General features: G+C 57.2%; 24 protein-coding genes and 2 pseudogenes. 15 read left to right on the top strand and 11 right to left on the bottom strand.

The genetic code is table 11. From position 1 onward, the window contains the following. Positions 1-53: 53 nt before the first annotated feature. The 4 genes from B0G74_RS18180 (at position 54) to B0G74_RS18165 (ending at position 7,481) form a co-directional block, all read left to right on the top strand. Positions 54-1,979, top strand: coding sequence for a class I SAM-dependent DNA methyltransferase (locus tag B0G74_RS18180; RefSeq protein ID WP_132376194.1), 1,926 nt, complete (start codon positions 54-56; stop codon positions 1,977-1,979). Then, positions 1,976-3,328, top strand: a complete 1,353-nt coding sequence (locus B0G74_RS46210) for a restriction endonuclease subunit S (protein WP_207915661.1) — start codon at positions 1,976-1,978, stop codon at positions 3,326-3,328. The genes B0G74_RS18180 and B0G74_RS46210 overlap by 4 nt, the downstream gene beginning before the upstream one ends. Next, on the top strand, positions 3,325-6,540 hold the full coding sequence (locus B0G74_RS18170; protein WP_132376193.1) for a DEAD/DEAH box helicase family protein: 3,216 nt from the start codon (positions 3,325-3,327) through the stop codon (positions 6,538-6,540). The genes B0G74_RS46210 and B0G74_RS18170 overlap by 4 nt, the downstream gene beginning before the upstream one ends. Before the next feature lie 569 nt (positions 6,541-7,109). Next, positions 7,110-7,481 (top strand): YgjP-like metallopeptidase domain-containing protein, encoded by a 372-nt coding sequence (locus B0G74_RS18165; RefSeq protein WP_243658221.1) that lies wholly within the window; start codon positions 7,110-7,112, stop codon positions 7,479-7,481. A gap of 841 nt (positions 7,482-8,322) precedes the next feature. Here B0G74_RS18165 and B0G74_RS45820 read toward each other — a convergent pair. Then, complete coding sequence (locus B0G74_RS45820) at positions 8,323-8,643, bottom strand: nuclear transport factor 2 family protein (protein WP_165923798.1); 321 nt, start codon at positions 8,641-8,643, stop codon at positions 8,323-8,325. A gap of 245 nt (positions 8,644-8,888) precedes the next feature. Beyond that, on the bottom strand, positions 8,889-9,623 hold the full coding sequence (locus B0G74_RS18160) for an H-NS histone family protein (RefSeq protein ID WP_207915660.1): 735 nt from the start codon (positions 9,621-9,623) through the stop codon (positions 8,889-8,891). 871 nt (positions 9,624-10,494) lie between these two features. Between B0G74_RS18160 and B0G74_RS18150 the strand changes: the two genes are divergently transcribed. Beyond that, positions 10,495-10,992 (top strand): HU family DNA-binding protein, encoded by a 498-nt coding sequence (locus B0G74_RS18150; protein WP_132376191.1) that lies wholly within the window; start codon positions 10,495-10,497, stop codon positions 10,990-10,992. 250 nt (positions 10,993-11,242) lie between these two features. On the opposite strand, the gene B0G74_RS18145 is transcribed toward B0G74_RS18150, so the two are convergent. Next, the gene (locus B0G74_RS18145) at positions 11,243-11,716 is read right to left on the bottom strand and encodes a hypothetical protein (RefSeq protein WP_132376190.1); all 474 of its coding nucleotides are present in this window, start codon (positions 11,714-11,716) and stop codon (positions 11,243-11,245) included. 636 nt (positions 11,717-12,352) lie between these two features. Beyond that, positions 12,353-13,042 (bottom strand): Uma2 family endonuclease, encoded by a 690-nt coding sequence (locus tag B0G74_RS18140; RefSeq protein WP_132376189.1) that lies wholly within the window; start codon positions 13,040-13,042, stop codon positions 12,353-12,355. 536 nt (positions 13,043-13,578) lie between these two features. Here B0G74_RS18140 and B0G74_RS18135 point away from each other — a divergent pair. The 3 genes from B0G74_RS18135 (at position 13,579) to B0G74_RS46205 (ending at position 14,696) form a co-directional block, all read left to right on the top strand. Beyond that, complete coding sequence (locus B0G74_RS18135; protein WP_132376188.1) at positions 13,579-13,788, top strand: hypothetical protein; 210 nt, start codon at positions 13,579-13,581, stop codon at positions 13,786-13,788. A gap of 76 nt (positions 13,789-13,864) precedes the next feature. Further along, positions 13,865-14,128 (top strand): RNA chaperone Hfq, encoded by a 264-nt coding sequence (hfq, locus tag B0G74_RS18130; protein WP_132376991.1) that lies wholly within the window; start codon positions 13,865-13,867, stop codon positions 14,126-14,128. 166 nt (positions 14,129-14,294) lie between these two features. Further along, positions 14,295-14,696: a hypothetical protein gene (locus tag B0G74_RS46205; protein WP_207915659.1), complete on the top strand. Its 402-nt coding sequence runs from the start codon at positions 14,295-14,297 to the stop codon at positions 14,694-14,696. A gap of 92 nt (positions 14,697-14,788) precedes the next feature. On the opposite strand, the pseudogene phoU (B0G74_RS18120) reads toward B0G74_RS46205, so the two are convergent. Next, a pseudogene (phoU, locus tag B0G74_RS18120) lies at positions 14,789-15,481 on the bottom strand (phosphate signaling complex protein PhoU); the annotation flags it as partial. Between the two features lie 65 nt (positions 15,482-15,546). Between phoU (B0G74_RS18120) and B0G74_RS46705 the strand changes: the two are divergent. Genes B0G74_RS46705 through B0G74_RS47470 form a run of 3 tightly spaced genes read left to right on the top strand, consistent with a single transcriptional unit; the run spans position 15,547 to position 16,224 of the window. Further along, on the top strand, positions 15,547-15,840 hold the full coding sequence (locus tag B0G74_RS46705) for an aldo/keto reductase (protein WP_243658219.1): 294 nt from the start codon (positions 15,547-15,549) through the stop codon (positions 15,838-15,840). A gap of 54 nt (positions 15,841-15,894) precedes the next feature. Further along, the gene (locus B0G74_RS46700) at positions 15,895-16,092 is read left to right on the top strand and encodes a hypothetical protein (protein WP_243658218.1); all 198 of its coding nucleotides are present in this window, start codon (positions 15,895-15,897) and stop codon (positions 16,090-16,092) included. A 9-nt stretch (positions 16,093-16,101) separates the two neighbouring features. Next, positions 16,102-16,224, top strand: coding sequence for a hypothetical protein (locus B0G74_RS47470; RefSeq protein ID WP_279388591.1), 123 nt, complete (start codon positions 16,102-16,104; stop codon positions 16,222-16,224). Between the two features lie 431 nt (positions 16,225-16,655). Here the strand turns inward: B0G74_RS47470 and B0G74_RS18110 are convergent, their stop codons facing one another. Next, positions 16,656-17,786 carry a VIT1/CCC1 transporter family protein gene (locus B0G74_RS18110; RefSeq protein WP_132376990.1) on the bottom strand — a complete coding sequence of 377 codons (1,131 nt, stop codon included), beginning with the start codon at positions 17,784-17,786 and terminating at the stop codon, positions 16,656-16,658. Positions 17,787-18,245: 459 nt separating this feature from the next. Next, entirely contained in the window at positions 18,246-19,076 is an 831-nt protein-coding gene (locus tag B0G74_RS18105; RefSeq protein WP_132376186.1) for a CHAD domain-containing protein, read from the bottom strand. Between the two features lie 153 nt (positions 19,077-19,229). Between B0G74_RS18105 and B0G74_RS18100 the strand changes: the two genes are divergently transcribed. Further along, positions 19,230-19,889: a ParB/Srx family N-terminal domain-containing protein gene (locus tag B0G74_RS18100; RefSeq protein WP_165923878.1), complete on the top strand. Its 660-nt coding sequence runs from the start codon at positions 19,230-19,232 to the stop codon at positions 19,887-19,889. Further along, positions 19,886-20,149 carry a hypothetical protein gene (locus B0G74_RS18095; RefSeq protein ID WP_132376184.1) on the top strand — a complete coding sequence of 88 codons (264 nt, stop codon included), beginning with the start codon at positions 19,886-19,888 and terminating at the stop codon, positions 20,147-20,149. Before B0G74_RS18100 ends, B0G74_RS18095 begins: the two co-directional genes overlap by 4 nt. A 607-nt stretch (positions 20,150-20,756) precedes the next feature. Here B0G74_RS18095 and phoU (B0G74_RS18085) read toward each other — a convergent pair. Continuing rightward, positions 20,757-21,464, bottom strand: coding sequence for a phosphate signaling complex protein PhoU (phoU, locus tag B0G74_RS18085; RefSeq protein WP_132376183.1), 708 nt, complete (start codon positions 21,462-21,464; stop codon positions 20,757-20,759). A 163-nt stretch (positions 21,465-21,627) separates the two neighbouring features. Further along, positions 21,628-22,071, bottom strand: coding sequence for a hypothetical protein (locus B0G74_RS18080; RefSeq protein ID WP_132376182.1), 444 nt, complete (start codon positions 22,069-22,071; stop codon positions 21,628-21,630). A gap of 384 nt (positions 22,072-22,455) precedes the next feature. Between B0G74_RS18080 and B0G74_RS18075 the strand changes: the two genes are divergently transcribed. Then, complete coding sequence (locus B0G74_RS18075) at positions 22,456-22,641, top strand: DUF3562 domain-containing protein (RefSeq protein ID WP_132376181.1); 186 nt, start codon at positions 22,456-22,458, stop codon at positions 22,639-22,641. Between the two features lie 157 nt (positions 22,642-22,798). Further along, positions 22,799-23,023 (top strand): hypothetical protein, encoded by a 225-nt coding sequence (locus B0G74_RS18070; RefSeq protein ID WP_132376180.1) that lies wholly within the window; start codon positions 22,799-22,801, stop codon positions 23,021-23,023. 398 nt (positions 23,024-23,421) lie between these two features. Here B0G74_RS18070 and B0G74_RS18065 read toward each other — a convergent pair whose 3' ends face one another. Further along, positions 23,422-24,003: a hypothetical protein gene (locus B0G74_RS18065; protein ID WP_132376179.1), complete on the bottom strand. Its 582-nt coding sequence runs from the start codon at positions 24,001-24,003 to the stop codon at positions 23,422-23,424. Positions 24,004-24,243: 240 nt separating this feature from the next. Continuing rightward, positions 24,244-25,127 (bottom strand): annotated as a pseudogene (locus B0G74_RS18060) (proline racemase family protein). Between the last annotated feature and the right edge of the window lie 81 nt (positions 25,128-25,208).

Here is a 25,208-nt window from a genome sequence, read left to right as displayed (position 1 = left end):
TACATCGCGTTAAGAATCGAACAACCTCTATGGCTACCTACGGAAGCAACGGAATGAATCAACAAAATCTCGCGGCTGACATCTGGAATATTGCGGATACGCTGCGTGGTCCCTTCAGGCAATCGGAATTTGGTCGCGTCATCCTACCGTTTGCGGTACTGCGCCGTCTCGAGTGCGTGCTGGAGCCGACAAAAAAGGACGTATTGGCACAGCACGAGACCGTCAAGAGCTCAAGCATCGACCTCGACTTGCTGCTTCCGGCCACGGCCAAGGCGACCTTCTACAACACGTCACCGTTCAGTTTGGCGACGCTCGGCTCGACCAGCACCCGTGCCAACCTTGAGGACTACGTCTCCAGATTCTCGGCGAATGCTCGACAGGTGTTCGAGCATTTCGAGTTCGGCAAGTGGCTGGAGAAGCTGGAGAAGGCGAACCGCCTATTTCTGGTTGCTCAGAAATTTTCAACATTCGACCTGCATCCGGCAACCATCAGCAACCATGAAATGGGTCTGGCGTTCGAGCACCTCATTCGGAAGTTCGCTGAATCAGCGAACGACACGGCCGGGGAATTCTTTACGCCGCGCGACGTCGTGCGGCTTGTCACGACGCTTATTTTTGCCACCGACCATGATGCTTTGACTGGCGACGGCGTGATTCGCACCGTGTACGACTGCGCTGCCGGCACCGGCGGCTTTCTATCCACGGGCATCGAGCAGGTGGGTGAGTGGAATCCGAATGCCCGGCTCGTTCCATACGCTCAAGAACTCAACGCAGAGACCTACGCCATCTGCGTGGCCGACAAGTTGATTCAGGGCTACGACACCAAAAACATCAAGCTTGGCGACACACTCCGAGATGACCAACTGCGCAACGAGCGCTTTGACTACTGCTTGGCGAACCCGCCCTTTGGTGTGAAGTGGGAGGCGGTTCAAAAAGAGGTGCAGGCCGAACATGTCAACGAAGGCTATGGCGGCCGCTTTGGCCCAGGCCTGCCACGCGTTGGCGACGGCTCGCTGCTGTTTCTCATGCATCTGCTATCCAAACGCAAGCCCGTCAATGCCAAAAGCAAAGGCACGCGTATCGGTATCGTGCTCTCTGGTAGCCCCCTGTTCAACGGCGGCGCCGGCTCCGGTGAGAGCGAGATTCGCCGCTGGATTCTGGAGAACGACTGGTTAGAAGCCATCGTCGCGCTGCCGACGGACCTGTTTTACAACACGGGCATCGGCACCTATATCTGGGTGCTCAGCAACAACAAGGCTCCCGAGCGCAAGAATCTGGTGCAACTGATTGACGCGACCGGAATGCACTCACCGATGCCAAAATCTCTGGGCAGCAAACGAAAGCGCCTGTCTGATGAGCAGATTGCCGAAGTGGCACGCATGCAGGCGGCCTTAGTGGACAAGGGCGTGAGCAAGCTTTTTAAAACTACGGAGTTCGGCTATCGCCGCATTACGGTCGAGCGCCCGCTGCGTATCCGCTTTGAAGCAACCGATGCGAGTGTTGCTAGCTTCAACGTTGCTACGAGCGACGTACATGCTGCTGCTATGGAAAGCGTACGAGGAGCCTTCGATAGTATCGACGCGGTTCTGAAGGCCGCCGGCATCAAGAAGTTGACCAAGGCACATTTGAAGGAGCTCATAGTCAACATGGGAAGCAAGGACCCGGATGCCCAGCCCATGCGTGATGAAAAGGGTAACGTGATGGCCGACCCGGACTTTCGGCAGTTCGAAAACGTGCCGTTGGACCAAGACATCCACGAATATTTCACCAAGGATGTCTTGTCACACGTGCCGGATGCATGGATTGACGAGTCAAAGAAGGATGATAAAGACGGCCACGTCGGCGTCGTTGGTTATGAAATCAATTTTAATCGCTACTTTTTTCGGTACCAGCCGCCCCGAGCATTGGTTGCCATTGATGCGGACTTGAAGGCCATCGAGGACGAGATTGCGGGCTTGCTTGGCGAGGTGACCGAATGAGTCACTACAAACCGTACCCCACGTATAAGGACACCGGCATCGAGTGGCTGGGACAGGTGCCTGAGGATTGGGCTGTGCTGCGGTTGAAACAAGTCATAACGGAACAACTATCCTACGGTGCTAACGCAGCTGCGGAAGATGATGACCGCAGCAATCCGAGGTTCATACGCATCACTGACTTGAATGAAGATGGTACGTTGAGAGACGATACCTTTAAGTCATTGCCACCTTCCACGGCGGCGCCGTATATGCTGCGAAGTGGCGACATCTTGTTAGCACGCAGTGGTGCAACAGTTGGGAAAAGTTTCATTTACAAGCAAGAAATGGGTCCTGCGTGTTATGCAGGATACTTGATTCGGGCACGGCTTGATAAGAAGGCGTGTCTGCCAAAATACTGTTGGTTCATTACACAGTCCCAATACTACTGGGGATTTATCGGCGAGACATCTATCCAGGCAACCATTCAGAACGTCAGCGGAGAAAGATATGCCAATCTTTGGTTAGCGTTGCCTAGTGTCGAAGAACAACAGGCAATCGTTGACTTTTTGGAGGTTGAATCGGCTCGATTCGACTCCCTCATCCGGAAGAAGACCCGCTTCATCGAACTTCTGCGTGAGAAGCGCCTGGCTCTCATCACGCATGCGGTGACGAAGGGGCTGGACCCCAGTGCGCCTACGAAGGATTCAGGGGTGGAGTGGCTGGGACAAGTACCCAAGCACTGGAGAGTATTGAGCTTTCAGCGTTGCGTGTATATTGCGGAAGGACAAGTCAACCCGCTAGAGCCACCTTACTCAGACATGGTGCTGATTGCACCAAATCATATCGAGTCCAGCACAGGAAGGCTTCTTTACACAGAAACTTCAGCGGAGCAAATGGCCGAGAGCGGGAAGTATCTATGCCTTGGGGGCGATGTCATTTACAGCAAGATTCGCCCGGCGTTGCGAAAAGCATGCATTGCCCCTGTTGATTGCTTGTGCAGCGCAGACATGTATCCATTGAGAGGTGATGAATCTGTCAATAACCAGTACCTTTTGTGGTTTCTGTTGTCAGAACCTTTTTCCGCGTTCGCGGTGCTCGAAGCTGATAGAGTTGCGATGCCAAAAATCAACAGAGAATCTCTCAATGCGTTGAAGCTGGCTCTTCCGCCTATTGAGGAGCAAGAGATAATCTCGAGAAGACTGACACAAGCAGCGACTCGGATTGATGCGATTATTGAGAAAACGGAGCGCAGCATCGAACTGATTAGAGAACGTCGCTCGGCGCTTGTCACTGCTGCCGTGACTGGGCAGATAGACCTCCGGGACACTTCCGGGGCTGAGAGCCAGATAGGCCTGAGGAAGACCGCATGAGCCTCATCCACCACGAGTGCGAACTCGAACGGCATATCGTCGAACAACTAGAAATCATTGGCTGGAAGGTGGGGAATCCGTCGGCGTACGACAAGGCTCGAGCCCTCTACCCGGAAGACGTCGTCTCGTGGCTTAAGTCGAGCCAGGAAGCTGCGTGGAAAAAGCTAGAAAGCCTGAACGGCGTAAACACCGAGAAGACTCTGCTCGACCGGCTCGTGAAAGGGTTGGAGGCCAAGGACGGCGGCACCGTGGTGGTGTTGCGCGATGGCTTCCAATTGGCCGGTGCCGGCACGCTGAAGATGAGCGAAAGCCTGCCCGAAGATGACCGTAACGAGACCGTTGCTCAGCGCTACGCCTGCAATATCTTTCGGGTGGTTCCACAGGTGCGGTATTCGCTCGATAACGAGAACGCCATCGACCTGGTGTTCTGTGTCAACGGGTTGCCAGTGGCCACGGCCGAGCTCAAAACCGATTTCACCCAGTCGGTTTTCGCCGCCATCAGGCAATACAAGGAGGACCGCACGCCCAAGAGCAAGTCCACCGGCCGTGCCGAACCGCTGCTAACTTTCAAGCGTGGTGCGGTCGTCCACTTTGCGATGAGCGACAGCCTCATCTACATGACCACAAAGCTGGCGGGCGATTCCACGTTCTTCCTGCCGTTTAACCGTGGCAACGACGGCGCGGCTGGCAACCCACCGGGCGAGCCGGGGCCGGATGGTCAACCGACCTATCCGGTGAGCTACTTTTGGACGCGGGTTCTCCAGAAGGACAATTGGCTGCGTATCTTTCATCGCTTTGTCCTGCTGGAGAAGAAAGAAGACAAGGACGCCAAGGGCAACACCTTCATCAAGGAGAACCTCATCTTCCCTCGGTTTCACCAATGGGAAGCGGTTACGAAGATGCTGGGTGCCGTACGCGCCGAAGGAATCGGCCAGCCATACTGCATCCAGCATAGCGCGGGCTCCGGTAAAACAAACACTATCGCCTGGACGGCGCATTCGTTGATTCGCGTGCGCCATTCTGATGGCGAGCCGTACTTCCATAGTGTCATTGTCGTGACGGACCGTACGGTGCTGGATAAACAGCTCCAGGACGCCATCACCCAGATTGAACACCAGTCGGGTGTCGTCAAGGCAGTTGACCGCGAGACGTCGAATCTGTCGAAGAGTCAGCAGCTCGCTCAAGCGATGCTCGGCGGCACACCGATTATTGTCTGTACGCTGCAAACCTTCCCGTACGCACAAAAAGTGATTCTGGAAGAGAAAAGCCTGCGCGACCGGCGCTTTGCAGTGGTCATCGACGAAGCGCACAGCAGCACCGGCGGCAGTACGGCCGATGACCTACGTTATGTGTTGACCGGTCAGAGCGAAGAGGAGTGGGAAAACCTCTCCAAGGACGAGAAGCTCTCGGTGTGGCAGTCGTCCCGCCAGCGCCCGGGCAATGCAAGTTACTTCGCGTTCACGGCTACGCCCAAGCACAGCACGTTGATGCTGTTTGGGCGCCCGAAGAACCCTGCCTTGCCGGTCTCGAACGAAAATCCGCCTGTCCCGTTTCACCTGTACACGATGCAGCAGGCTATCGACGAGGGGTTCATTCTTGATGTGCTCAAGAACTATACCTCGTACAAGGTCGCTTACCGTCTCGGCTCCGAACTGGCCAGCGCGACTCACGAACGAATCGACGAAAAATCGGGGCGACGCTCGCTGGCCAAATGGATGTCACTACATCCGACGAACGTCGGTCAGAAAGTGCGGCTCATCACGGAGCACTTCCGCACAAACGTGGCCAAACTTCTGAATGGACAGGCAAAGGCGATGGTCGTGACCAGTTCGCGCGCGTCGGCGGTAGCCTACAAACGGTCGTTCAGGGCGTACTGCGAGTCGCAGGGTTACACGAACCTGCATGCGATAGTGGCGTTCAGCAATGATGTCCAGAATCTCGACAAGCAGACCGGCGTGCTGATTGACGACTCGCTGGACGCGGACCACCAGTTTAATGAAGTCAACATGAACCCGGACCTGCGGGGCCGGGACATGCGTAAGGCGTTCGACACATCGGAATTTCAGGTGATGATTGTCGCCAACAAATTCCAGACGGGCTTTGACCAGCCCAAGCTGGTCGCAATGTATGTCGACAAGAAGATTTCAAACGTGGAGGCGGTGCAAACGCTCTCCCGGCTGAACCGGACCTACCCGGGGAAAGACACGACTTACGTTATCGACTTCGTCAACGAGCCGGAGGAGATTCTTGCGGCGTTCAAGACCTACTACCGCGATGCCAAGGTGTCCGACGTGCAGGACTTCAATGTCGTCTATGACCTGAAGCAGAAACTTGACGCGATGCACCTCTACGAACATCAAGAGGTGGAAAGCTTTGCTCACGCTATCGTCGACAGGAACGTCACACACGAGAAACTGTTCACGCTGACCCAGCCGGCGACGGACCGCTTCAACAAGAAACTGGATGAGCTGACCAAGGCTATCGACCACTGGGACAAGGTATGGGAGCAGGCCGAAGCCGACGGTAATGAGGTTGGTAAGAAGGAGGCGGATGCTCACCGTTCCGAAGCCTCGAAGGAACGCGACGAGCTCCTGGTTTTCAGTTCCAGCTTGTCCAAGTTTGTGCGTAACTACGAGTACATCGCCCAGCTTATTGACTTTGGTGACCCGGACCTCGAGGCCTTCGCCGGATTTGCTCGTCTACTGCGCAAACGCTTGGGAGGCGTAGGAGCTGACCAAATCGACCTGGAAGGGCTGAAGCTCACCCATTACCGGCTCAAGAAGGACAAGGCGTTAGCGGGTGTCGGGCCAGAAGGCGAGACGCCGACTTTGGACCCCATCACCGACAATGGGATGCGTGAGGGTCGCGACAGGCAGAAAGCCTACCTCGAAGAGCTCATCGAGAAGTTGAACAACGCCTTTGGCAAGGACATGAGCGACAAGGACAAGGTGGCTCTTGCAGTGCACGTCTCGGAGAAGCTCCGCGATGACAAGCAGGTCATGGCTCAGGTGGAGAACAACACCAAGGAACAGGCTATGAAGGCCAATCTTCCGCAGGCGGCCGTCCAAATCATCGTACAGGCGATGCAGAGCCATCAAGCCTTGGCGACCAGGCTGCTGAGTGATGAGACCAGTCGAGGGCTGTTCCTGGATGTCGTGTATGACCTGCTCAAGAAGGACAGCGGGGACGATTTGATGCGGGCTGTTCGGTAGTAAGCTGGATAAGTATGCTTCGATGCTGGATTCATGAAGTAGAAAAGCAAGCAGTAGCTCGCTCTCAAACATACGAACCGTTTTGCCTTGAGCGCGATTTGTCCCTACGGATGGTCGGAAGCAGCAATACCGAATCGTTTTGTTGAGCTTGAGCTTCCCGTTCGGAGCACGCATGCACTGAGGTGCCGGCCGACTCGGCATGGGTGGGTCGGCACTGAAAGTCATGCGAACTTCGCGTCATCTAATCGACGAAGCAAAACGTTGTACAGTCGATTGCGTGGGGCCTATCGTTTGAGCTCGACAACAAAGGCGTAATAGTCGTTTATGAGGACGTCCTGGTGAGCTCGACCGCCGTGTCCGCATTGGTGTACCCGACTCTCAATACTGGCAACAACTCCCCGACCTCAGGCAACTCGACCGGTGCAACGTAACAGCTCGTCGCGGTATTCACGCCAAACTGAAGGCCCGCCACTAGGACGCGCTGCACGAATTCTCACTGAACTTGAGAATTCTCAAACGTCGCGAGAAGTCTTGAGAAGTGGGGAGCCAGGGAGCAATGACGGCGGCCGGTGTGTGGTCGGGAAGCCTTGGTTCGGCAGCGTGCGCGTTGGATACGTGAGAAGCTCGCTCTGGTCAATAAGCCGATGGCCGAAGATGCGGTCGTGACGGGCAGTCGTCTGAGGTACTGCGGCCGTAGCTACTTCACGGAAATCCGGCAATTGCCCGCACTGACGACGCCCAGGCTGGCATTTTCAGCCTCCCGCTTCGTGGTCGAGTGTCCATGGGGAAACTCTACTACTCCTGAGGTCGTGGCACCATTGTTTGAAGGCTTCTTCCGCGAACGCGCCGAAGAGAAGCTGCTGCCACGCGTTCGTCATTGGGAAAGGGAAACAGGGCTGAAATCTGCAGGTGCACGCTTCCGTCACTTTCAAAGCCGGTAACGGACAGACGGCCGCGGCAGCATTCTCCGCGCGCGCACGGCAAGGTGACCGGATAGCAAATACTGTTGTCATTAACGAATACCTTGTTTCATCTTAGACTAGCAACCCGTCACATCTTGATTCCCTATGGTGAAGCACCCCCGTTCTTTTACTGGCCTATAGGAAAGCAAACCAGCTCTCCGACGTTCACTTGCACGTTGCTCGCTGGTTTCGCACCTCTTCAAATTCCGTAGAGCTTTCCTCCATCGCCTGCTCGCCGCGAGTCCGCCTGAATTTTTTTTCAGCCAAATCTCTAATGCTCGCGGCCACAATTCCGAGTGCGTCCTTCCCATGCGAAATCATCACCCCTGTTGCGCGGTATACATACTGCTGCCTGCTCCGCGGTGCAGCCGCGCGACTGGTCGGACATCAACGGCAGCGGTCGCGGGACAACCGGTACTGTGGGATAGCCTTGAGACACCGGACAGGGTGGCGAAGTTAGCGCCCTGAGGCGAACGGCTGACGGGCGACGCTGGCTCCGAGGGGCATCTCATGATGCTTTGGAACGTGTCTGAAGGCCTCACTCAGGATAAGGCGGGGCTCAACTTCACCAAGGGGCATTCACAAAAACAAGAGATGTACGCTAGAGAGAATTCTGCAACTCGACCGAGAGGCGGGGAGTGATAACGCTGGCGGATATGAACAGCACACCGGAGGTGAGTGAAGCTTGGTCCTCCTTCTGGCGCAACGAGCGATGGTTTGCTCTCGCTGCGCCAGCATCGGACGGAAACATCAGGCTGGAAGTGAGCACAGAAACGCTTGTGGACATGCTGCGAGAAGTCGAAGCCAATGACCCGATTGACTAGCGGACCTTCCGTTTGGAGAGCAAGAACTTCGACGCCTCGGTATGACCTCTCTCGTCGAGCGTCATCGCCAGGTCGAAGCTGGCAACCCCGTCGATGAATTCACGGAGTTCGAATTTGGTGATTTCTTCAGCCGAGAAAAGGTCATCAAAATATCGCTGCACCTCTGCTCGCGTGCGACATGTCGTGGCATACGGGAGACTGGCCGGCCCCACCACTCGCCAGTCGATAGTGGCTGCAATGAGTGCCAGCAGGGCGTGAACCTCGCCCCGGCCAAATGCGGTGTATGCGTCTTTGACGACCTTCATCGCGTTGCACATGTCAATCTCCCGGGCGGCAATCAACGAGAGAAAATAGGGGAGTACGCAGATGTGGACAGACGCTTTACTCCGCTAGCGATAGTTACTGCGTCCCTATCATAGAACCGGTCAAGTCAAGATTCCCGCTGCAGCGCGGTTGCCTCCGCGCCGCACTACCAAGCCGGCAAGTTGATGGCAATCGTGCAAGCCGACGCCAGGGAGACGGGTATGTTCCCTCCAGTTGCCATCAATCGCCAACCGCTCAATTACACGCTCAATTCGACCGAGGCTTCCGGCACCGCGGTGACATCGGCATTTGCAGCAGGCGCCTTGACCGCCGCAATCCTCTTGGCAGCCGCCTTCTTCGCGCCCGGACGCTTCGCTGGCGAGGCAACGACCTTCTGCGCTATAACCTTCTTGCTGGCGGCAGGAGGTTTCGTGGTGACAGTCTTCTTGGGAGCTACTGCCGTCTTGGCTGCCGCAGCTTTCCTGGTCACCACCTTCTTCGCTGCGGTTTTCTCGGCAGCGGCCGTCTTCGCCACCGGAGCAACGGCTTCCGTACCGGCAATCAGGAACTTCGCCCTATCCTTGGCGCCAGACATCCACGCCGGAGCCGGACCGCGTCCGCTCCAGGTCGCGCCGGACTTCGGGTCGCGATACTTAGCCGGCTGCGGACCTTTCGGCTGACCCGTGCCAGCAGCGGCACTGACCGACGACAAAGCCTTCTTGCCCGCAGTCTTGGCCTTCTTCGCACTTGCCACGCCTGCAGCGACAACTGAATCGGCACTACCCTCAATCAGGAATCTGCTGCGGTCTTTCGCGTTCGCAATCCAACCCGGAGCGCGTCCGTGTCCGGACCATGTAGCCCCTGTCTTCGGGTCCTGATATTTCGCTGCGGAGGGCTTGGCAACGACCGCAGATTTAGCTGCGGCTTTCGGTCCGCGTTTCTTGTCGCCAACATGCGCGTCAAGGTCAGCTGTCGTCAGGCCGTGCGTTGACATCAACTCGCGAATCTATTCGATAACAGCGCTCGACTTCTTCGCGATGAGTGCGTCTGCTTGGTTCTGCAGTTTTTGGATTTTTGCTTGCAAGGATTCCAAGGGCGTCATTCGCACCTCCGTAGTTGAGATGCCGGCACTATGCCATGCACAAGATGCAGTGCGCTACTTCTAGCTGGATGGCCGAATAGATAGCTGCCACATGCTCATCCACCCTCGATAGGACCCAGTCTATCGGTACGGTCGAGCGGCGTTCGGATAGCCCGTTCGCCTGCGGCATCGCAGCGACTCGCATCCAGCCGGTTACGCCACCAACCTTCATCACGTCGGGCATCAGGTCGTCCGGCGCACAGCGACCATTGCGGTGGCGAAGCGGCCGAAGCAATCGAAGGCGCCGCTGGCAGTATGGTGTGGGACGGGCATGGGAAGCCGGACAGCCCGAACGTTTATACCGTGATTTCGTCCGTCGGCGTCGTTTTCCATCTCCATCGTGTCTGCCGCGTTGGCGGGCGGCCAACAGAGCCACGCTATTTCAAGGATAAAAGCCGTGTCGAAACGTCAAGCTAAAGCGCGTCGCAGGTGACGTCTAACTGCCAGAGAGCAGGTCGGTTCGATGGTTCGGCCATCACTAAGGTCCCCACTCGAAGCCACGGTCCGTAGGATTTCACTGGCCGAATGTCCCTCAGGCAGAGTACAGGTCACCGCTTTATTAACTTCTACGCCGAAAATTCCTTGGTTTAAGGCCCCAGACGTTGCGTCTTCATGCCGGTGTTGTTACGCTGGCGCCCAACCCGAGGATTTGTACCTTTGCGTTAGTCGGTGACGGTGCAAAGGCAAAGGTCTTGGGCAAACTTTGACTAGAAGCGAGGAACTCATGGCAACCACCACCCCGAAAAAAACTGCGGCTCCGGCCACGAAGAAAACTGCGGCTCCGGCCACGAAGAAAGCGGCAGCTCCGGCTACGAAAAAGGTGACGGCCGCCAGCAAGAAGGCTCCGCCTGTCGCCAGGAAAGCTGCTGTGCCCGCAGCAAAAAAAGCCGTTGTGGCCGCTCCGTTGAAACCCATCAAGGATTCGTTTACGAAGGCATCGCTGACCGTTCATCTGGCAGAGCGCTCAGGCGTCGAACCCAAGGCGGCAAAGGCGTTGATGGCGGCGCTTGAAGAAACGGTGCTCGCATCGATTCACAAGAAGGGCGCGAAAGAGTTCACGCTCCCCGGCCTGCTGAAGGTTGTCGCGCAAGACGTACCCGCCAAGAAAAAGCGCTTCGGCAAGGACCCGTTCACGGGTGAAGACAAGTGGTTCGCGGCGAAGCCCGCTTCAGTGCGCCTTAAGGTGCGCCCGCTGAAGAAGCTGAAGGACGCCGCACTGTAAGCGAAAGTGTTCTGACGTGATAACGCCCCTCGCGACCAAAATCCGCGGGGCGTTTTCATTTGCGGCGCACGTCGTCGGCGTAGCAATTGGAAGACGCGTCGTTTTGTGAGTGAACCGGTTCTGGTTCGCCATTTCCTTCTCAAGGACAGGCTCGCGCGTGAGTATGACGCACGACACTTCTCGTCCGGGCCGAAAGCCTCACTACGGTGCGACGGCATTCGACGGCGGCAAGCCTGGCAATGAAAAACCTTCAGGCCAGCTCTTTAACCTGTCGCGTCGCCCGCTCCGAACCAAGGAGACCCTCGAGCATCCGAGCCTCAGCTTTCGCGATGTCGTTGAGGGAGGCAGCGCTGAGTTGCTCACTGAATACAGCAAGAGCGGTAGATAAAGGCAAGTAATCTGCATCACAGACACGCCACCCGCCGCCCGCGCGCTCCTCTGCGTGAATATGCATAAGTGCGGCTCGTGCCGATTCAATGTCGCCCGCCGCGCTTGCCCGATGACCGAGCCGTCCGAGTCCTTCCGCAATCAGAAGGGTTCGACCAAGCGCTGAAAACAGGTCGTGTGAGCCGTGGCCCCGTCGGAAAGCATCCAGGGCGATGTAGCACTGCAGAAGCATCGCCTGCGTCACGGGCTCGAGCGAAGCGTGGCTGTAAGTCAGCGCGCGCAGTAAAGGTGACATAGCCGGGCGGCTTTGTTTTCGAGAGCGAATTTTGCGGTTCACGTCAGTTGTCTGGTAGCGCGGTAACCGGCCAATATGTTGAGTTAGATGGACGAAAAGCAAGATGGCTGCACGACCGTTTTTTGCCGAGCCTCTAAGGCTACAGCGAGGTCGGCCCGTTAGCACGCTGCTGCCCATGACACCGGCTCAAACCGGATATGCCTTTCGATTCACCCTTATGCTCAGGGCTATCGCCGCGCACGTTGCGAGGACTCACGTTAACAACTGTTTCGAGGACCAGGGACAGCGGAACGCCCAGACACGAATGGACATCCTGGGGCGATGCCAGCAATGATTTCAACGTGGTCGGCTGAAAACGAAAATCCTCGCCGCATGCCACCATGCAGACACCCGCTAATACTTCGGCCACACAAAAGACAGAGAGAAATATGAGCCCGGAAGCTGGCGGCGGGGCCTGGCATTCGTGTTCCAGATTGACCTTACCGGTTCTCCCGCAATCCGCCATACGCGTCGTTGACGCTGCTGTAGGTAGGTATTGGCATTCTCATCAACAGTGGTCGGGTACTGGCCCTTGTGATTCCGGTAATTCTCTTGATAGTTTCGGTTCGTTTTTTTCTACGCCCGAGAGGGTGCTACAAATTACGCGGGCCGACATCAAGATGAGTTGACGCACACGGATTATGGCTGCGCCGATGTCGCGCGATTCTTCAGCGGCGGGTTACCGTTGGCCTGCTTCGACTCCCATTGCACCAAGTCATGTCTGACATCCCGAGCCGAGGTCATTTCCGCAACTCGATGGTGTATATCGTCGCAGACCTGGCTGCCGATGGTGCTGAGCGACGCACTGACCTGGCAATAGAGGGGCTCGAGCGAGAGTGCTATCGCGAACGCGGAAGCTTCGCGTCGACCCTCGGCTCCCCAAAATTCAAGTCTCCCATCCGGTCTGACCACAATCACCTCCCTGGCGCCGCCTTCCAGGTACGACGCGACCCGACGGTCCATCTCGCGCTGCCGGTCGCTATCGAGAAGTACCTCAACGCAAAGGTCGGGCACAAACGGCACGGGCGTGTCACCTTCAAGACCTTCCCATTTTTCGGGCGCCATCCATACCACGTCCGGGACCCTGATACCAAACGATGGCGTCACCACGGGCACTGACATGGCGGCAAGGTGCCCCATCTGCTCTGCCAGCTGACAGTAGATGTCTGTGAAGGCCAGCTGGCGCGTACCCGATGGGCAACCATTCGCCGCCACCTCGCCGAACTCGTTCAACTCGTACCGGTCGCGCGCAGCATGTTCCGCGGTCGCGACAAGGCGATGCCATGCGGCAAGCAGGCCGTTGCGGTCCAGCAGGATGGGCGTGTCCATGGATGTCTCGCAGGGCATTTATCTAAGCGTATACCCTTTCTCTTTGGTTTAACAACATGTAACACTTCTTTCGTGCGGTGCAGCGCACAATTACAGCTCGGGCAGTAGCCGTTATCAAGTGTCGGCAGCCGCACACTGCAGGCTGTCAGTTTCCTTGCTCCTAGAGGCCTTGCAGTCTAGTATTCAAGTAGTTTCTCAGGTTGACTGTGCACTGCAGGAGGACACCGATGAGAGCCAGGACACGACATGCTGAAAGGACATTGGGTGGCGTCAACCGCGCCCGCACCTGTGCGGTGCTGAGGGCGGTCGCGCCCCGGAAGGCAATGCGATTGGCAGCAACGGAAGACACCACCGAGGCCGCTTTGCCACACGACGTCCAGCACCGCGAGTCACATGAGCCGCCATCGGAGATTCGTGTCCGTCGGAGGCCGAAGCGGGTACTTAACTGAACTGGGGACGCCCGCAAGTTGGCGGGACCGGGCAGCGCCTTGGAGCAGTCAGCCCAGGGTGCGCTCTGCCCGCTAAGGAGTTCCGATATGAAACTTGACGCCGCCGCTTTCCGGCAACTGCGTCGCCTGGCTCCCGTCCTCGACGACATCCTTAACGCAGGCGAGGTCGAGTATGCAGACCAGGCTGTGAATCTCACTGCATTGGCAACCCTGTGCTCACAATTGTTCGACGCATACCGCCGCCTGCATCCGGACGATACGGAGCAGGCATGCCTCGAGGCCCTCGAGTCGCGGTAACACACTTCCTCTGGGCTGGCTCGCGGCTTCAGGTATCGCCCGTACAATCAAAGGACCTATCGCTTTGACCCAGAACATGACCGCACGCCCATGCGTACAGGACGATTTTCTGCAGACGCTCGCAAACGACAAGACCACCGTAAACGTGTTCCTCGTGAACGGCATCAGACTGAGTGGTCAACTGGCCGGCTTTGACCAGTTTGCAGTGCTGCTGGAGTCTGGCTCGGGCGTGCAACTTGTTTTCAAACATGCCATATCGACCGTGCTACCGGCCAATGGCAGAGCCCCGGCACGCGGTTCCGGCGTGGCGGTGAATCGGGACAAGCCGAACAACTTGTGAGTTCGCGTCCGATGAGAACTGTCATGACATGCTGTGGTCTACGCTTGACCTGCGCATAGCCGAAGCCGCAATCGCATTTCCGCAACAAGGTTTTTCACTCGCCAACACCAGCTGCTAAAACGTGTAAAAAGCCACGAAGCAGGCAGTCGATGTCGCGCAAGGTACTTTGAGCGCCGCAACGAACGCGGCATCGGAGGTAGCCGAAGCGGCTGAACAGGCAGTTGAGAAAGCCGCGAAGCCGGCAAAGCCGGCAAAGCAGAAATTTGAAAAACCAGTACCGATGGTGGCGACGACTCGGATGGAAGTACTCGCCTCGATGGAGACCAGCCAGGCAGTGAAATCCGCTGGTAGAGGCAGAAAAAGCAAGAGCCCTTACACACCGCAAAATGTCGATATTGCAATCGACCATCTTGAACGGGTTGTGCTCGAAAAACAGTCAGAGTCGTTATTCCCCCGAGCCTGTTTGCTTGAGCGAATCATTCAGGCGTTCCCGACGCCCGGGCTCAATCCAGTCCAACAGCAGCGACTGGAACGACTGCTTGAGCGCATCAGCGCTTCTGTGCCTTGAACCGCCGCCCCGTGGCGTCACCGCCTGTCCAATTGATGCCCCCACATTTCGACAATCAGACTGCTGCGGCGGCTGCGTTTCCTGCTCGGGTCTTAACTACCCGATGCGTCGCGCTCAAGCTGTGCTTGCGATACATGGCGGACATCGGCACCCTTGACAGCGTAGACCACAAATTCGGCGATGTTCTTCGCGTGGTCGCCGATACGTTCGATGGCCTTCGCTACGAACAGGTAGTCCAGCCCAATCGAAATCATCCGAGGGTCTTCCGTCATATACGTCACGAGCTTGCGCACGAATGCATGGAACTCGTTATCGATGGCCTCATCGTCCCGGACAATCTGTGCAGCGGCAACCGCATCCATCCGCGCAAATGCATCCAGCGCTCTGCGCAGGACGTGTAAGGCCATTTCGCCGGAGACCCTGATTTCAGCGATGTTGAGCACTCGTGCAGCGCCGTCCCGGTGGATTCGGCGCATACGCTTTACCAGCTTTCGCGCCTCGTCGCCCGCGCGCTCGAGGTTCGTAATGCACTTCGAAGTGGCCATCAGGAATCGCAGGTCACGAGCGGCGGGCTGTCGACGCGCAATGATTTGACTGACTTCTTCGTCGATTGCGATTTCCATCGCATTGAGGCGACGTTCACCCTCGAGGACGTCGTCCACGAGCGCCGAGTCGAATTCGTTCAGAACCGCGAGCGCGTGTGCCGTCTGTGCTTCCACGAGTCCACCCATTTCGAGCAGCTTCGATGAAAGGAGGTCAAGGTCCGCCTCGAACCTGCTGGAAACGGCTCACAGCAAGCATGACTAAGGCAGCGCAGATGCTGGACTTGAACCAGCTTGGGGGAGCATCAATGGCAGCTTTGAAGACACAGGGAATTGAACTCCCACGCGTCGGATTTGGCACATTCCGCATGCCACGTGATGGCTGCCAGCCGGTAGTCGAGAGTGCGCTCGAGCTTGGATATCGACACATCGACACTGCCGAGATGTATCAGAACGAGGAAGCCGTAGGCGCCGCGTTTGCCGCCTTGGGTCTCGGACGCAAGCAACTACATCTGACGTTTAAGGTATGGCACGAGAAGCTCGAGTCGGAGTCGCTCCATCTCGCACTGGACGTCGGCCTCGGCAAGCTTGGTGTCGACTAGGTTGACCTGTACATGGCGCATTGGCCGTCGCGTGATATGGACCTCGGCGCCGTCATGAAGACAATGCAAGGCTTTCTGCAGAAGGGCACAGTTCGCTCATGTGCTCAATTTCAACGTGACGATGCTGCGAAAGCTGTCGAGGAAATCGGCGCACCCATCTGGGTCATTTACTTCATGGGGCTCGTGCTCGTCTACATGCTGACCGGCTGGCTGCCGACGCCGATGAAGGAAGCGGGAATCCCGATGGCATAGGCCGCAGTCGTGACGGGCATGTTCATGTTTGGCAGCGCCTTCGGCACCATTCTGATGGGCTGGCTGATGGACCGCATGAACATCCACGTCGTGTTGGGTGACCGTAAAGGTCCCGCCGGTTTTGGAGGCTGATTACGACGCGCTCAGGGAGTCGCCCGAGACATGAACGCGCTCACCGACCAGGACCGGCGGCTGCTTCGTGTAGTGAAGTTCCGGTAGCTGCCGTCGTGCATCCTGACCTGCACCAGGTAGCTCGTCGCCTTGCGCACAGCGTGCTCAGTGCCGGACGACGGAAGCATCTTGGGAAAAACATGCGGCGCGTTATAACTGGCACCGGCACATCAGTTCGGGGCGGCCGTCGAGCAGGGTGTGCACCTCGGCCTAGTGCCCGGATGCGCGAACGCTTCACCAGCAGGACCGTCAGCCGTGCCTTGAGCCACGTTCTGTAAGCAACCAGCCAGGCGCGTCTCCCTGTCGGTTCCGGTAGCCTTCAGTTTGCGTTGTACTTTCTATCTCGATGGCTTTGACCGCCTCAATCACAACGGCGCAAGCGCGCCAGGGGTTCATGAAATGGAGACGCCAAGCGCGTGGCCGACGCCGAAGGTGAACCCCGCCGCCAGAAGACCAATGATGACCTGCCGGAATGACGAAAACAGTGCGCTACGGCCGTTAAAAAGCGATGTGAAGACGCCGATGGAGGCCAAAGCCAAAGCGCTCAGGACGATGCACTGAACGATTGCACTGAAGCCGTGGGACCACAAGAATGGCATTGTCGGGAAGATGGCACCGACCGAGAAAAGGCAGAAAGACACGGCCGCCGCCGACCACGGATTGCCGCCCAGCTCCGCCGGGTCCAGTCCGAGTTCCTCACGCGTCAGGGTATCGAGCGCCTTGTCCTTGTCCCGCATCATTTGCGATGCCACGCGCTTCGCTTCGGCCGCATCGAGGCCTTTGGCCCGGTAAATGAGCGCGAGTTCGTGCTCTTCAGCTTCGGGTGATGTCTCCAGTTCGTCAGCCTCCTTCGCAATCTGGGTGCTAGCCAGTTCGCGTGCGTTGGTCACCGACAGCCATTCACCAAGCGCCATCGAACATGCCCCGGCTATCAATCCCGCCAGCCCTGTCAGCAGAATGGCCTTGTTGCCGGTTCCCGCACCCGCCACGCCCATAATCAGGCAGAAATTGGAAACCAGTCCGTCATTCGCCCCCAGCACTGCGGCGCGCAGGTCGTTGCCCGACGATACACCCTTGTGCCATGACTCTGCCGCGGCGATGCGCGCGCCTTGCGACATTTCCGGGTCGCCAGCGCCACCGGCGAGTGCCTGAACGACCGCCGCATGGTGGTGCTCGTCGGCCGACATGCGCCCCGCATCCGGTTGACCCTGGTACTTGTTCCGGTCGGCGTGTTCGGCGGCGGCCAGTGTCGGCAAGACAAAACCCGGACCGAAAATCCGCACCAGCGCCTTCATCAGGCGTGTTTTCACAGCGGGGGCTCCGCCGCGATGCCGGATGCCATTGGCGTTCAGCTTGTCGGCCCAAACCTGCGCATGCTCGCGTTCTGATTTGGCCAGGTCGCTATAGATTTCCTTGCGCGTGTTATCACGCTCAACCTTCGCGAGCGTTTCGTACAACGCAGCGCTATGGAGTTCGTCGGACAGATTCGCCCGATATCGTTGTACTTCGTGTTTCGATGCCATCGTGATGTCCTTGCGCGTCGTCTGTTCCGTCGCGCAGCGTAACCCTTTTTGCATGGCAATCCGGAAAGTCCCTAATCCCCGCGTTAAGCGAGAACGCCAACGGTTCTCATGCCGATTTGACTCCCCCCGGCGTTGCCGGCATTGAGCCGAATCCCGCGACACCGACCAGGACGCTACGTCATCGACACATAAAGTGTTGCCGGGACAACGCTCAAACCAGCTGTGGCGTTGGTTCCGTCAGCGAACTCTACCGCTCATACACACGGCCTGCGGAATTCGAACGACTAAAAAGGTTCTGCCGCTCCTGAATGAGGGAGAGGATGGTATGGCGATGGTGGGCCGAAGTGCGAATCAAGGTTTCCCTTGGCGACGCAGACCGATGCGTCACACGCCCGCCGGTCGCTTTGCTTCAATCAAAGGTAGCGCACCGACCTTGTGCGTTGCGCAGCAACATCTTCGCTACAGCAGCTTCGACGCTGCCTTGATTCGGCGTTTCTGTTTTTTCTTTAGAGCACGGAGGGCCGCTTTCGCGTCGGCGCCATCGGGCAGCGACACACGGTGTGCGTTGAGAAGGTCGCGGCTCGCGACGACATCGTTTAGCGCGCCAAAACGCTTTTGCAACTGCTTCGGATTTTTCAGACTTTGGCGCTGCTTCTTCTTTAGCAAGGGCTCGAAGAACTCAATGAGGTACCGCACTTTTTTTCCGGCTTTGCGTACGTCGTGGTATGAACTGTAGTCGGCGCTGCTCGCTTTCGACGCGCGATGCATTCGCTTCTTTAGTTGGTCTTGTGCCGCCGTTGTTCTTTTCTGCGCGAACTTCGTGAGCGGCGTTCGCCCGCAGGAGGTTCTCAACTCCCGGTTGGCCTCGCTTACTGCGTTGCGCAGGGTCTCGTCGAGATGGGAGTTTCTTAGCGTCTCGGCGCTTTTCTCGGCCGTTTCATTCCGGGTTTTTCTGAATGAGCTCAACAAAGTCTTGTTGGTGTTATTTTCGACAAGCGCAATCAGTATGTCCCAATCGCGTGTGTTGCCCGCGGCACTCGCAAGAGATTTGAAGAGTTCACGCTGCTCATTGTCAAATTTCGCATCCAGTATCGGCCGATAGGCCCAAAGCAGAGTTCGCAGACGACGCAGTGCTACGCGAAGCCTGTGTAGCTTCTCGGCGTTGACATCGTTCCGAAGAGCGGCTGCCTCTTCGATGGCTTTAGTGACCAACGGGTTGGCATAGGTGGCGAAATTCGCCTCCGCCACCGCGTGGGGGCCGCGCGCATGGGTGCCAGCGCCTGTAGTCATGGTCGTTTCCTCGCCTTGCAGCTAGGCGAGCTGCGGCAAGAACCGTACCCCGCCCTGGATGGCTTGCCGGCCGCCAGGCGCGGCGCTTGCTCGTCAGGATTTGCGGCGCTTGTGGCGTGTCCGGTCCATGTGTCGTCACTTTCGGAGCCGCATATGGACGAGCAATCGGATTCGGGAAACGGCACAGCTCCTGACGACAATGGCTCGGCACGCTGGGTTCCGTGGGCCGTGCTGCGACCCACGCAGGGGGCAATCGGCTACGTCCAGGTACTGGCGAAGGCGGCGAGCTATCTTGAGCTTAGACCTGAAGCAAGACGAGCGTTCGCCGAAGAACAGGCCATCGCGGTCGTTCATGGGCCGTCAGGGTCGCTCCACGTCATTGACCATCATCATTGGGCGCGCGCATGGTTTGACATGGGCCTGCCCGAAGCGCCGGTTCGCATCAGGGAAGATTTTCGCGGCCTCACGGAAGAGCAATTTGTGAAGACCATGTCAGAGCGAGGCTGGCTGCACCCCTTCGATGAACACGGGCGGAAATATCCGCTCCCTGACTTGCCTGAGTCTGTTGAAGCAATACCCGACGACCTCTTTCAGAGCCTCGCTGCATTTGTAAGAACAGCAGGCGTTTTTGAAAATCCCGGTGAGTTCAACGCCAAATTCGCGTGGGCAGACTTCTTGAGAGGACATGTTGCCCAGCGCCCTGCGACAGTGGATGGATTTGCACTCATGCTTGCGGAAGCGTTCGCAGCCTCGCGGTTGCCCGAGGCGGGGCAGCTTCCCGGGTTCATACCAAACCGGGAGTCACGAGCATGACTAAACGTTATATTGTGGAGGTCTGTTTTGAGGACGAAGGCTTGCTCGAGCTCCCCGTTGATGCAACCTACACGTTAGCGGCGTTCACTGGCGAAACCGACATGCAGGTCAGCGTGTTTGAGACACTCGATGAGAATCTCGCCGCCCAATGGACGCAGATACTTGACGCCAAAGACCGGGCTTACGTCGCGCGGGTGATGGATGGAAATAAGCTCGTTTCCCAGCAATGTACGCGGAATCCCGGTTGGCGCGCAACTTAGAAGCGCCCGAAAGGTGTGCTCAGATTGAAACGCGGTTTTGCGGCGAGTATGTGACTGTCCCGGTCTGACCATGGTGTCGATGCGATTTTTCGTGTGGCTGACTAGCGCTTCACATGTTGGTCGCGGTCCCATATCCCAGCAAGTCGAACACCGTTACCAGAACGAGAGAACGCGTGCCGGTCAGCACGCATCCGAGCTGTGCCTACGACTATACCAGCGGTTGGCCGCGGCGCGCGCTCACGCCCGTTGCCGTGTCAACGTCTGTGCTCAAATCGACGGCGCGTCTAGTCCGAGGCGTTAATCCATCAGCAGCGATTCGCTCTCGGTTGCGCCAGGCGGTGCGGTGTTAAAGAACAGCCGGCGACTCGGTATATGTTCGTCTCATCGGAACAGCTTGCTGACATATGTACATGGCTGAGCGAAGGCATGCCAGCAGCGCTGATTGACGAGCTTGAAGTGATAGAGCTGCGACCGCCGTTTGCCCGGTCTGACCACTTTTGAGCGATTGTCCACGCTGCAAAGGCAAGCGATTCGCTATAACGGAAAACGTGACGCCATCCACCCAAAGAGCTGCCGGGCAGTGTCATCGCTGACGACAACGGAATAGTTATTCGCTGAAGACTTCCCGTTCAAGTTGCTCGCGCGAAACGTGGCGCACGTCCTTGCCCTTGACGACGTAGATAATGATTTCCGCTATGTTCGTCGCATGGTCGCCAATGCGTTCAATGGCCTTCGCGATGAAAAGGTGGTCCAGCCCAATGGCGACCATTCGCGGGTCGTCCATCATGGTAGTCACCAACTTCTGTATGACTGCACGAAATTGTTCATCGATGGCGTCATCGTCGCGGACGATTTGTGCGGCGGAACCTGTATCTAGGCGCGCGAACGCATCAAGCGTACGGCGGAGAAGAGTTATGGCCATCTCACCGGATAGTGCGATTTCCGTGATATTGATGGCCATTGCATTGCGGTCTTCTGCAATTCGTCGAGTCCGCTTCGCGACCTTCCGCGCTTCATCCCCAGCACGCTCGAGGTTCGTGACGGTCTTGGAGATGGCCATCAGCAGACGCAGGTCGCGTGCAGCCGGCTGGTACCGTGCGATGATTTTGATGCACTCTTCATCGACTTCCGCTTCGAGGGCATTGAGTCGACACTCGTCCGTGTTGATTCTGTCGACCAGGTCCAAATCGAGGTGGTTCAGCGCCTGCATCGCATTGATGAGTTGCGATTCAACGATGCCGCCCATCTCGAAAACCGTGGACAATATCCCGTTGATGTCAGCGTCGAATCGACTGGAAAGGTGGTTATCGGGCATCGGAACTCCTGTCAGCCGACCATCTGGTTTTTAGTTGCCCCCCGGTTTCATAACCACTGCAGCACGAAGGAACGGTGGCAGAAGCTCCGCGAAAAGTGCGTAGGCATCGGGCGCAGCGGTGAAACCCGGGCTCCAGGGGCGGCCCGCTCGGAGCGTGGTAAAGCTACGATTTTGCTGGTCGACCGGTCTTGACGGTTTCGACCGCGGAAACAGCTGCCAGCAGACTCTCTGCGGTGGGAGCCGAGTCCAGTAAAAGCAGCCCAGCGCGAAGAAGCTCACTCTTGCTCACCGAGACGCCTGCGTTGAGACACTTCCGTTTCAGCGCTGCGATTTTCTCGTAGTCGGGCTTCGGCATGGTGAAGCTGTCGCGCACGACCTTCTCCTTCTTCGCGCGTTTTGCTTTCACTTCTGCCGGACTGACCTGTGCGGTTTCAGCGGGTTTGGCACGCTTCTGTTTGTCGGCCTTCGTCGGGGCCGGCTGGGCATCTCGTGCTGCAGCCGCGCTCCTCTCATCCGCCGGCTTCTCATCGGCTTTTGCATGGCCGTTGGCATTCTTCGGAAAGTGAAAGGCCTTCTTCGTCGGTTTCCTCACGCTGGGTTGACTCATGACTATCTCCAGACTGGTAAACGGTATAAACAGTATATACCGTTATCTTCTGACTGCCAGACTGCATTGGACCTACCATCCCGATGCCCGGACCACCAAGTTATCCACACAATCTGTTCGCAAGGCTGTGGACAACTCCCGGGCAAGCGGAATAAGTAGCTGAAAAGAATGAATTTGTGCAGTGCGCGCCGAACATGCGCATCTCGCAGTTCATCTGTGTCGGGCACCAGGCAGTGGAGTAAGCGCATCCGTGGTCTGCAGCACGCAAAGTATCCCTAAAGACAAAACGAAGCGATAGGTCTATTCAATTTGCGCACGAACGGGCAGCGTCGCCTAATCGACCTCTCTGAAGCTGCCCTTCGTACTCAATGCCAGGAGAGCGCCATGGCCCAGCCCAACGCTGAAGATGTCATCAAGGCGATTGCCGCTGACACCAATACCCCCACAGAGACCGTGTCGAAACTGTATGAGGACACATGGGCGGAATACAGTGACGGCGCGCGGGTGATGGATTACATGACAGTTCTCGTGGCCAAGCGTGTTCGCGAGAATTTGCGACATCGGCACTAGGGCCGAATTGTCATCGATACCATCGCGGTGCCATGCAACTCCACATTCTGCCGCATTAAGGGAAAGTGCACTTAAAGGCTCCTGGTCCTGTGTCGTTGACGTACCTCATGTGATTGGGTAAGTTCGACTGGTCATAGTTACTGCAGGACCGGTATTGATGGCCGAAGATTACGAATTCACCAGGGAAATCGAAGTCGAGTTGGATGGCACCCGCTATCGGGGCCACTACCGCGTCATGAGCGGCACGGTTATCGTCTACTTCGAGGACGAAATCAAGTTCGCCAGCCACGACATGAACGAACCTGGCGTAGTTGCCAGATGGCTCCTGACAGACTTGTCGCGACGGGTCGAGTCGAGGAAGCGGAAAGCATCTGGAAGCTAGAATGATTCAGGAATGGTTGTATTCACCGGCTCAAAAAACAGTCTGCACGCAGCATTCGAGCGCTCCCCGTCCATGGAGCTGGTGGTCATCCATATATTTGAGTGCCCCTCGATGCCGCTCGACCGGCTCAATAAGAGATTTAAAAGAGTCCTTCATCGGCCGGTTCACTGACAGCAATGCCCGCAACGCATCCCAATCCCTTGTTTCGCGCAGATTCAGCCAGCGACCTGAATGTATGTGTCACCATGAAATTTTGCGTCCTGCATATCGAGGGGGTCGCATACTCCCATCCGGCGAGGCTCTTCCCTGCGACACCTGAAGAATTGCGATAAAGGTTTCCGGCTTACTTGTTCTTCAGAAAGTCGGCCGCGCTCACATACTCTCAACGGACATTCAAGCTAGGGTTCGCTCAACTCACCTTCCAGAACCCATTGGCGCTCGCTTTCCGATAAGCGGTTAATCCGGAGCGTGCCCGCTCCCTTCAGTCCATTGAATTTACCTGTCGCGCCGCTGACTTCCCACAGGCCATTGAAAGCAGAATGAGGCGTCCCGGGTTTGCCGGCCAAGGTTATCTGCCGCAGTTGCGTCTTCAGATACAGTATGTCGCTGGAGCCCTTAGTGATGACGAGATAGCCGGTTCCTAGACCATTGGTTTCAGGCCCCAAAGTCACTTCGTGGAATCCCCACTCCTGGACCGTCGCGCCGCGAAGCATGCCCTCACTTACCACCTTGCCCGAGCGACGCACCAGCGCGACATAGCGATTGCTGCCGTCTGCAAAAACCAGTTTCGTGTATTCATTGGGCAACCCCGGCTCGCCGTTCTTGATGTCAAACCGGAGTTCGAGAGTGAACGGCTTTGCCTGAGTCAATTGGCCGGCCTGCGACTGATTGTGCTGTTGTTCTCCGGGAACTGCCTCCGCACAGGCAGTGAACACGGCCATCAAGCTCAGGATGCCAGCGAGGACGATTCGATGCTGCATGTTGCCTCCCTTATGCTCGCGCATTCCAGCAATGCAAGTGCTTCTCTCGCGTACACCGAATCTTCAGACACGCCGCACCCTTGTGAGAACGAGAAGCGTAGGTCCTTGTTGCTCTGAACCGAACTACTTATGGACGTTGCCTCCAGTGACGGCGCATCGCTTGTTGTCCAGGACAGTATCAACGACCCATTAGCCATTGCTCAGCATCCAGCTCAACGTGGTATCAACGCCAACGCTGGTCTATCGAACCAGGAACCCATAAGTCAAGGGGTCACGCTCGTCCACAATCCAATTTGCAAAGCCGAAAAGGTATGCGTTGCCTTCCACCTCCGTGATGACTGCCTTGAAGTTGCCGACGGTCGTTTCGCTGAGCACGCGGCCTTTGAAAACAGTTCCGATGATAGACTCATTTACAAGCGTCTCGTCTTTGCCCAATTCGCCGCGTAGGTAAAGTTGAGCGACGCGACCGCCTGTTCCGGAATGTCGGGATGCTGAACCGGGAATGCCTGATTTGCAGCGTCCTTCACTTCGGCACCGAACTTGATGAGCTCTTCGACAGAAGACCCGCGCACTTCAAGACCGTGCGGCGCGCCGTCCGTGTAGAAGTAAAATGCGCCACCGAAGGCAATGTCGCCCTTGACCGTGCCAAACGACGCGGTCTCGACAGTGACATCTCGCTTCCAGATAAAGGACGGCACATTAACGAAACGGACATTGCCCGCGTGCTCGCCGTCCCACTGCACGAATGCCTCGATGAATCCGCACGGCGCATCGATACCGACGCGGGTTTCGGGCACCTGACGTTGCACCCACCCAAGCTCCACCGCCGCCGTCGACAGTGCGATGACACCGTGCCCGCAATGGTCGCTGTAGCCTTCGTTGTGAAGGAAGATGATGCCGAAATCAGCGTTCCGGCTAACCGGCTCCGTCAGATAATTGCCGTACATGTCTGCATGACCGCGAGGTTCGAACATCAGGGCCTTGCGGATTTCGTCGGCGTTCTCCTTCAACCACGCGCGTCGCTTGACGATAGTGTCGCCAGGCAAGCGCGGAAGACCGCTGGTGACAATGCGGAATGCTTCGTCGCCTAACTGGTTGTCTGAGATGCCTCCCGCGTCGTTCACCTCACGCGGCAGGGCTCGCCATCAACGGCCATGGCGGCTCATCGGTAGTGCTACATCGCAAATTTGATTGATGCGACTTCG

The sequence above is a fragment of the Paraburkholderia sp. BL9I2N2 genome, from assembly GCF_004339745.1.
Lineage (GTDB): Bacteria > Pseudomonadota > Gammaproteobacteria > Burkholderiales > Burkholderiaceae > Paraburkholderia.
This window is presented reverse-complemented; position numbering and strand designations above follow the sequence as displayed.

What these genes read in the sequence shown, in the direction of transcription:
- B0G74_RS18180 (WP_132376194.1), top strand. Translation starts at nt 54, where the DNA reads ATGAATCAACAAAATCTCGCGGCTGACATCTGGAATATTGCGGATACG.
- B0G74_RS46210 (WP_207915661.1), top strand. Translation starts at nt 1,976, where the DNA reads ATGAGTCACTACAAACCGTACCCCACGTATAAGGACACCGGCATCGAG.
- B0G74_RS18170 (WP_132376193.1), top strand. Translation starts at nt 3,325, where the DNA reads ATGAGCCTCATCCACCACGAGTGCGAACTCGAACGGCATATCGTCGAA.
- B0G74_RS45820 (WP_165923798.1), bottom strand. Translation starts at nt 8,643, where the DNA reads ATGTGCAACGCGATGAAGGTCGTCAAAGACGCATACACCGCATTTGGC.
- B0G74_RS18160 (WP_207915660.1), bottom strand. Translation starts at nt 9,623, where the DNA reads ATGTCAACGCACGGCCTGACGACAGCTGACCTTGACGCGCATGTTGGC.
- B0G74_RS18150 (WP_132376191.1), top strand. Translation starts at nt 10,495, where the DNA reads ATGGCAACCACCACCCCGAAAAAAACTGCGGCTCCGGCCACGAAGAAA.
- B0G74_RS18140 (WP_132376189.1), bottom strand. Translation starts at nt 13,042, where the DNA reads ATGGACACGCCCATCCTGCTGGACCGCAACGGCCTGCTTGCCGCATGG.
- B0G74_RS18135 (WP_132376188.1), top strand. Translation starts at nt 13,579, where the DNA reads ATGAAACTTGACGCCGCCGCTTTCCGGCAACTGCGTCGCCTGGCTCCC.
- hfq (WP_132376991.1), top strand. Translation starts at nt 13,865, where the DNA reads ATGACCGCACGCCCATGCGTACAGGACGATTTTCTGCAGACGCTCGCA.
- B0G74_RS46705 (WP_243658219.1), top strand. Translation starts at nt 15,547, where the DNA reads ATGGCAGCTTTGAAGACACAGGGAATTGAACTCCCACGCGTCGGATTT.
- B0G74_RS46700 (WP_243658218.1), top strand. Translation starts at nt 15,895, where the DNA reads ATGAAGACAATGCAAGGCTTTCTGCAGAAGGGCACAGTTCGCTCATGT.
- B0G74_RS18110 (WP_132376990.1), bottom strand. Translation starts at nt 17,786, where the DNA reads ATGGCATCGAAACACGAAGTACAACGATATCGGGCGAATCTGTCCGAC.
- B0G74_RS18105 (WP_132376186.1), bottom strand. Translation starts at nt 19,076, where the DNA reads ATGACTACAGGCGCTGGCACCCATGCGCGCGGCCCCCACGCGGTGGCG.
- B0G74_RS18100 (WP_165923878.1), top strand. Translation starts at nt 19,230, where the DNA reads ATGGACGAGCAATCGGATTCGGGAAACGGCACAGCTCCTGACGACAAT.
- B0G74_RS18095 (WP_132376184.1), top strand. Translation starts at nt 19,886, where the DNA reads ATGACTAAACGTTATATTGTGGAGGTCTGTTTTGAGGACGAAGGCTTG.
- phoU (WP_132376183.1), bottom strand. Translation starts at nt 21,464, where the DNA reads ATGCCCGATAACCACCTTTCCAGTCGATTCGACGCTGACATCAACGGG.
- B0G74_RS18080 (WP_132376182.1), bottom strand. Translation starts at nt 22,071, where the DNA reads ATGAGTCAACCCAGCGTGAGGAAACCGACGAAGAAGGCCTTTCACTTT.
- B0G74_RS18075 (WP_132376181.1), top strand. Translation starts at nt 22,456, where the DNA reads ATGGCCCAGCCCAACGCTGAAGATGTCATCAAGGCGATTGCCGCTGAC.
- B0G74_RS18070 (WP_132376180.1), top strand. Translation starts at nt 22,799, where the DNA reads ATGGCCGAAGATTACGAATTCACCAGGGAAATCGAAGTCGAGTTGGAT.
- B0G74_RS18065 (WP_132376179.1), bottom strand. Translation starts at nt 24,003, where the DNA reads ATGCAGCATCGAATCGTCCTCGCTGGCATCCTGAGCTTGATGGCCGTG.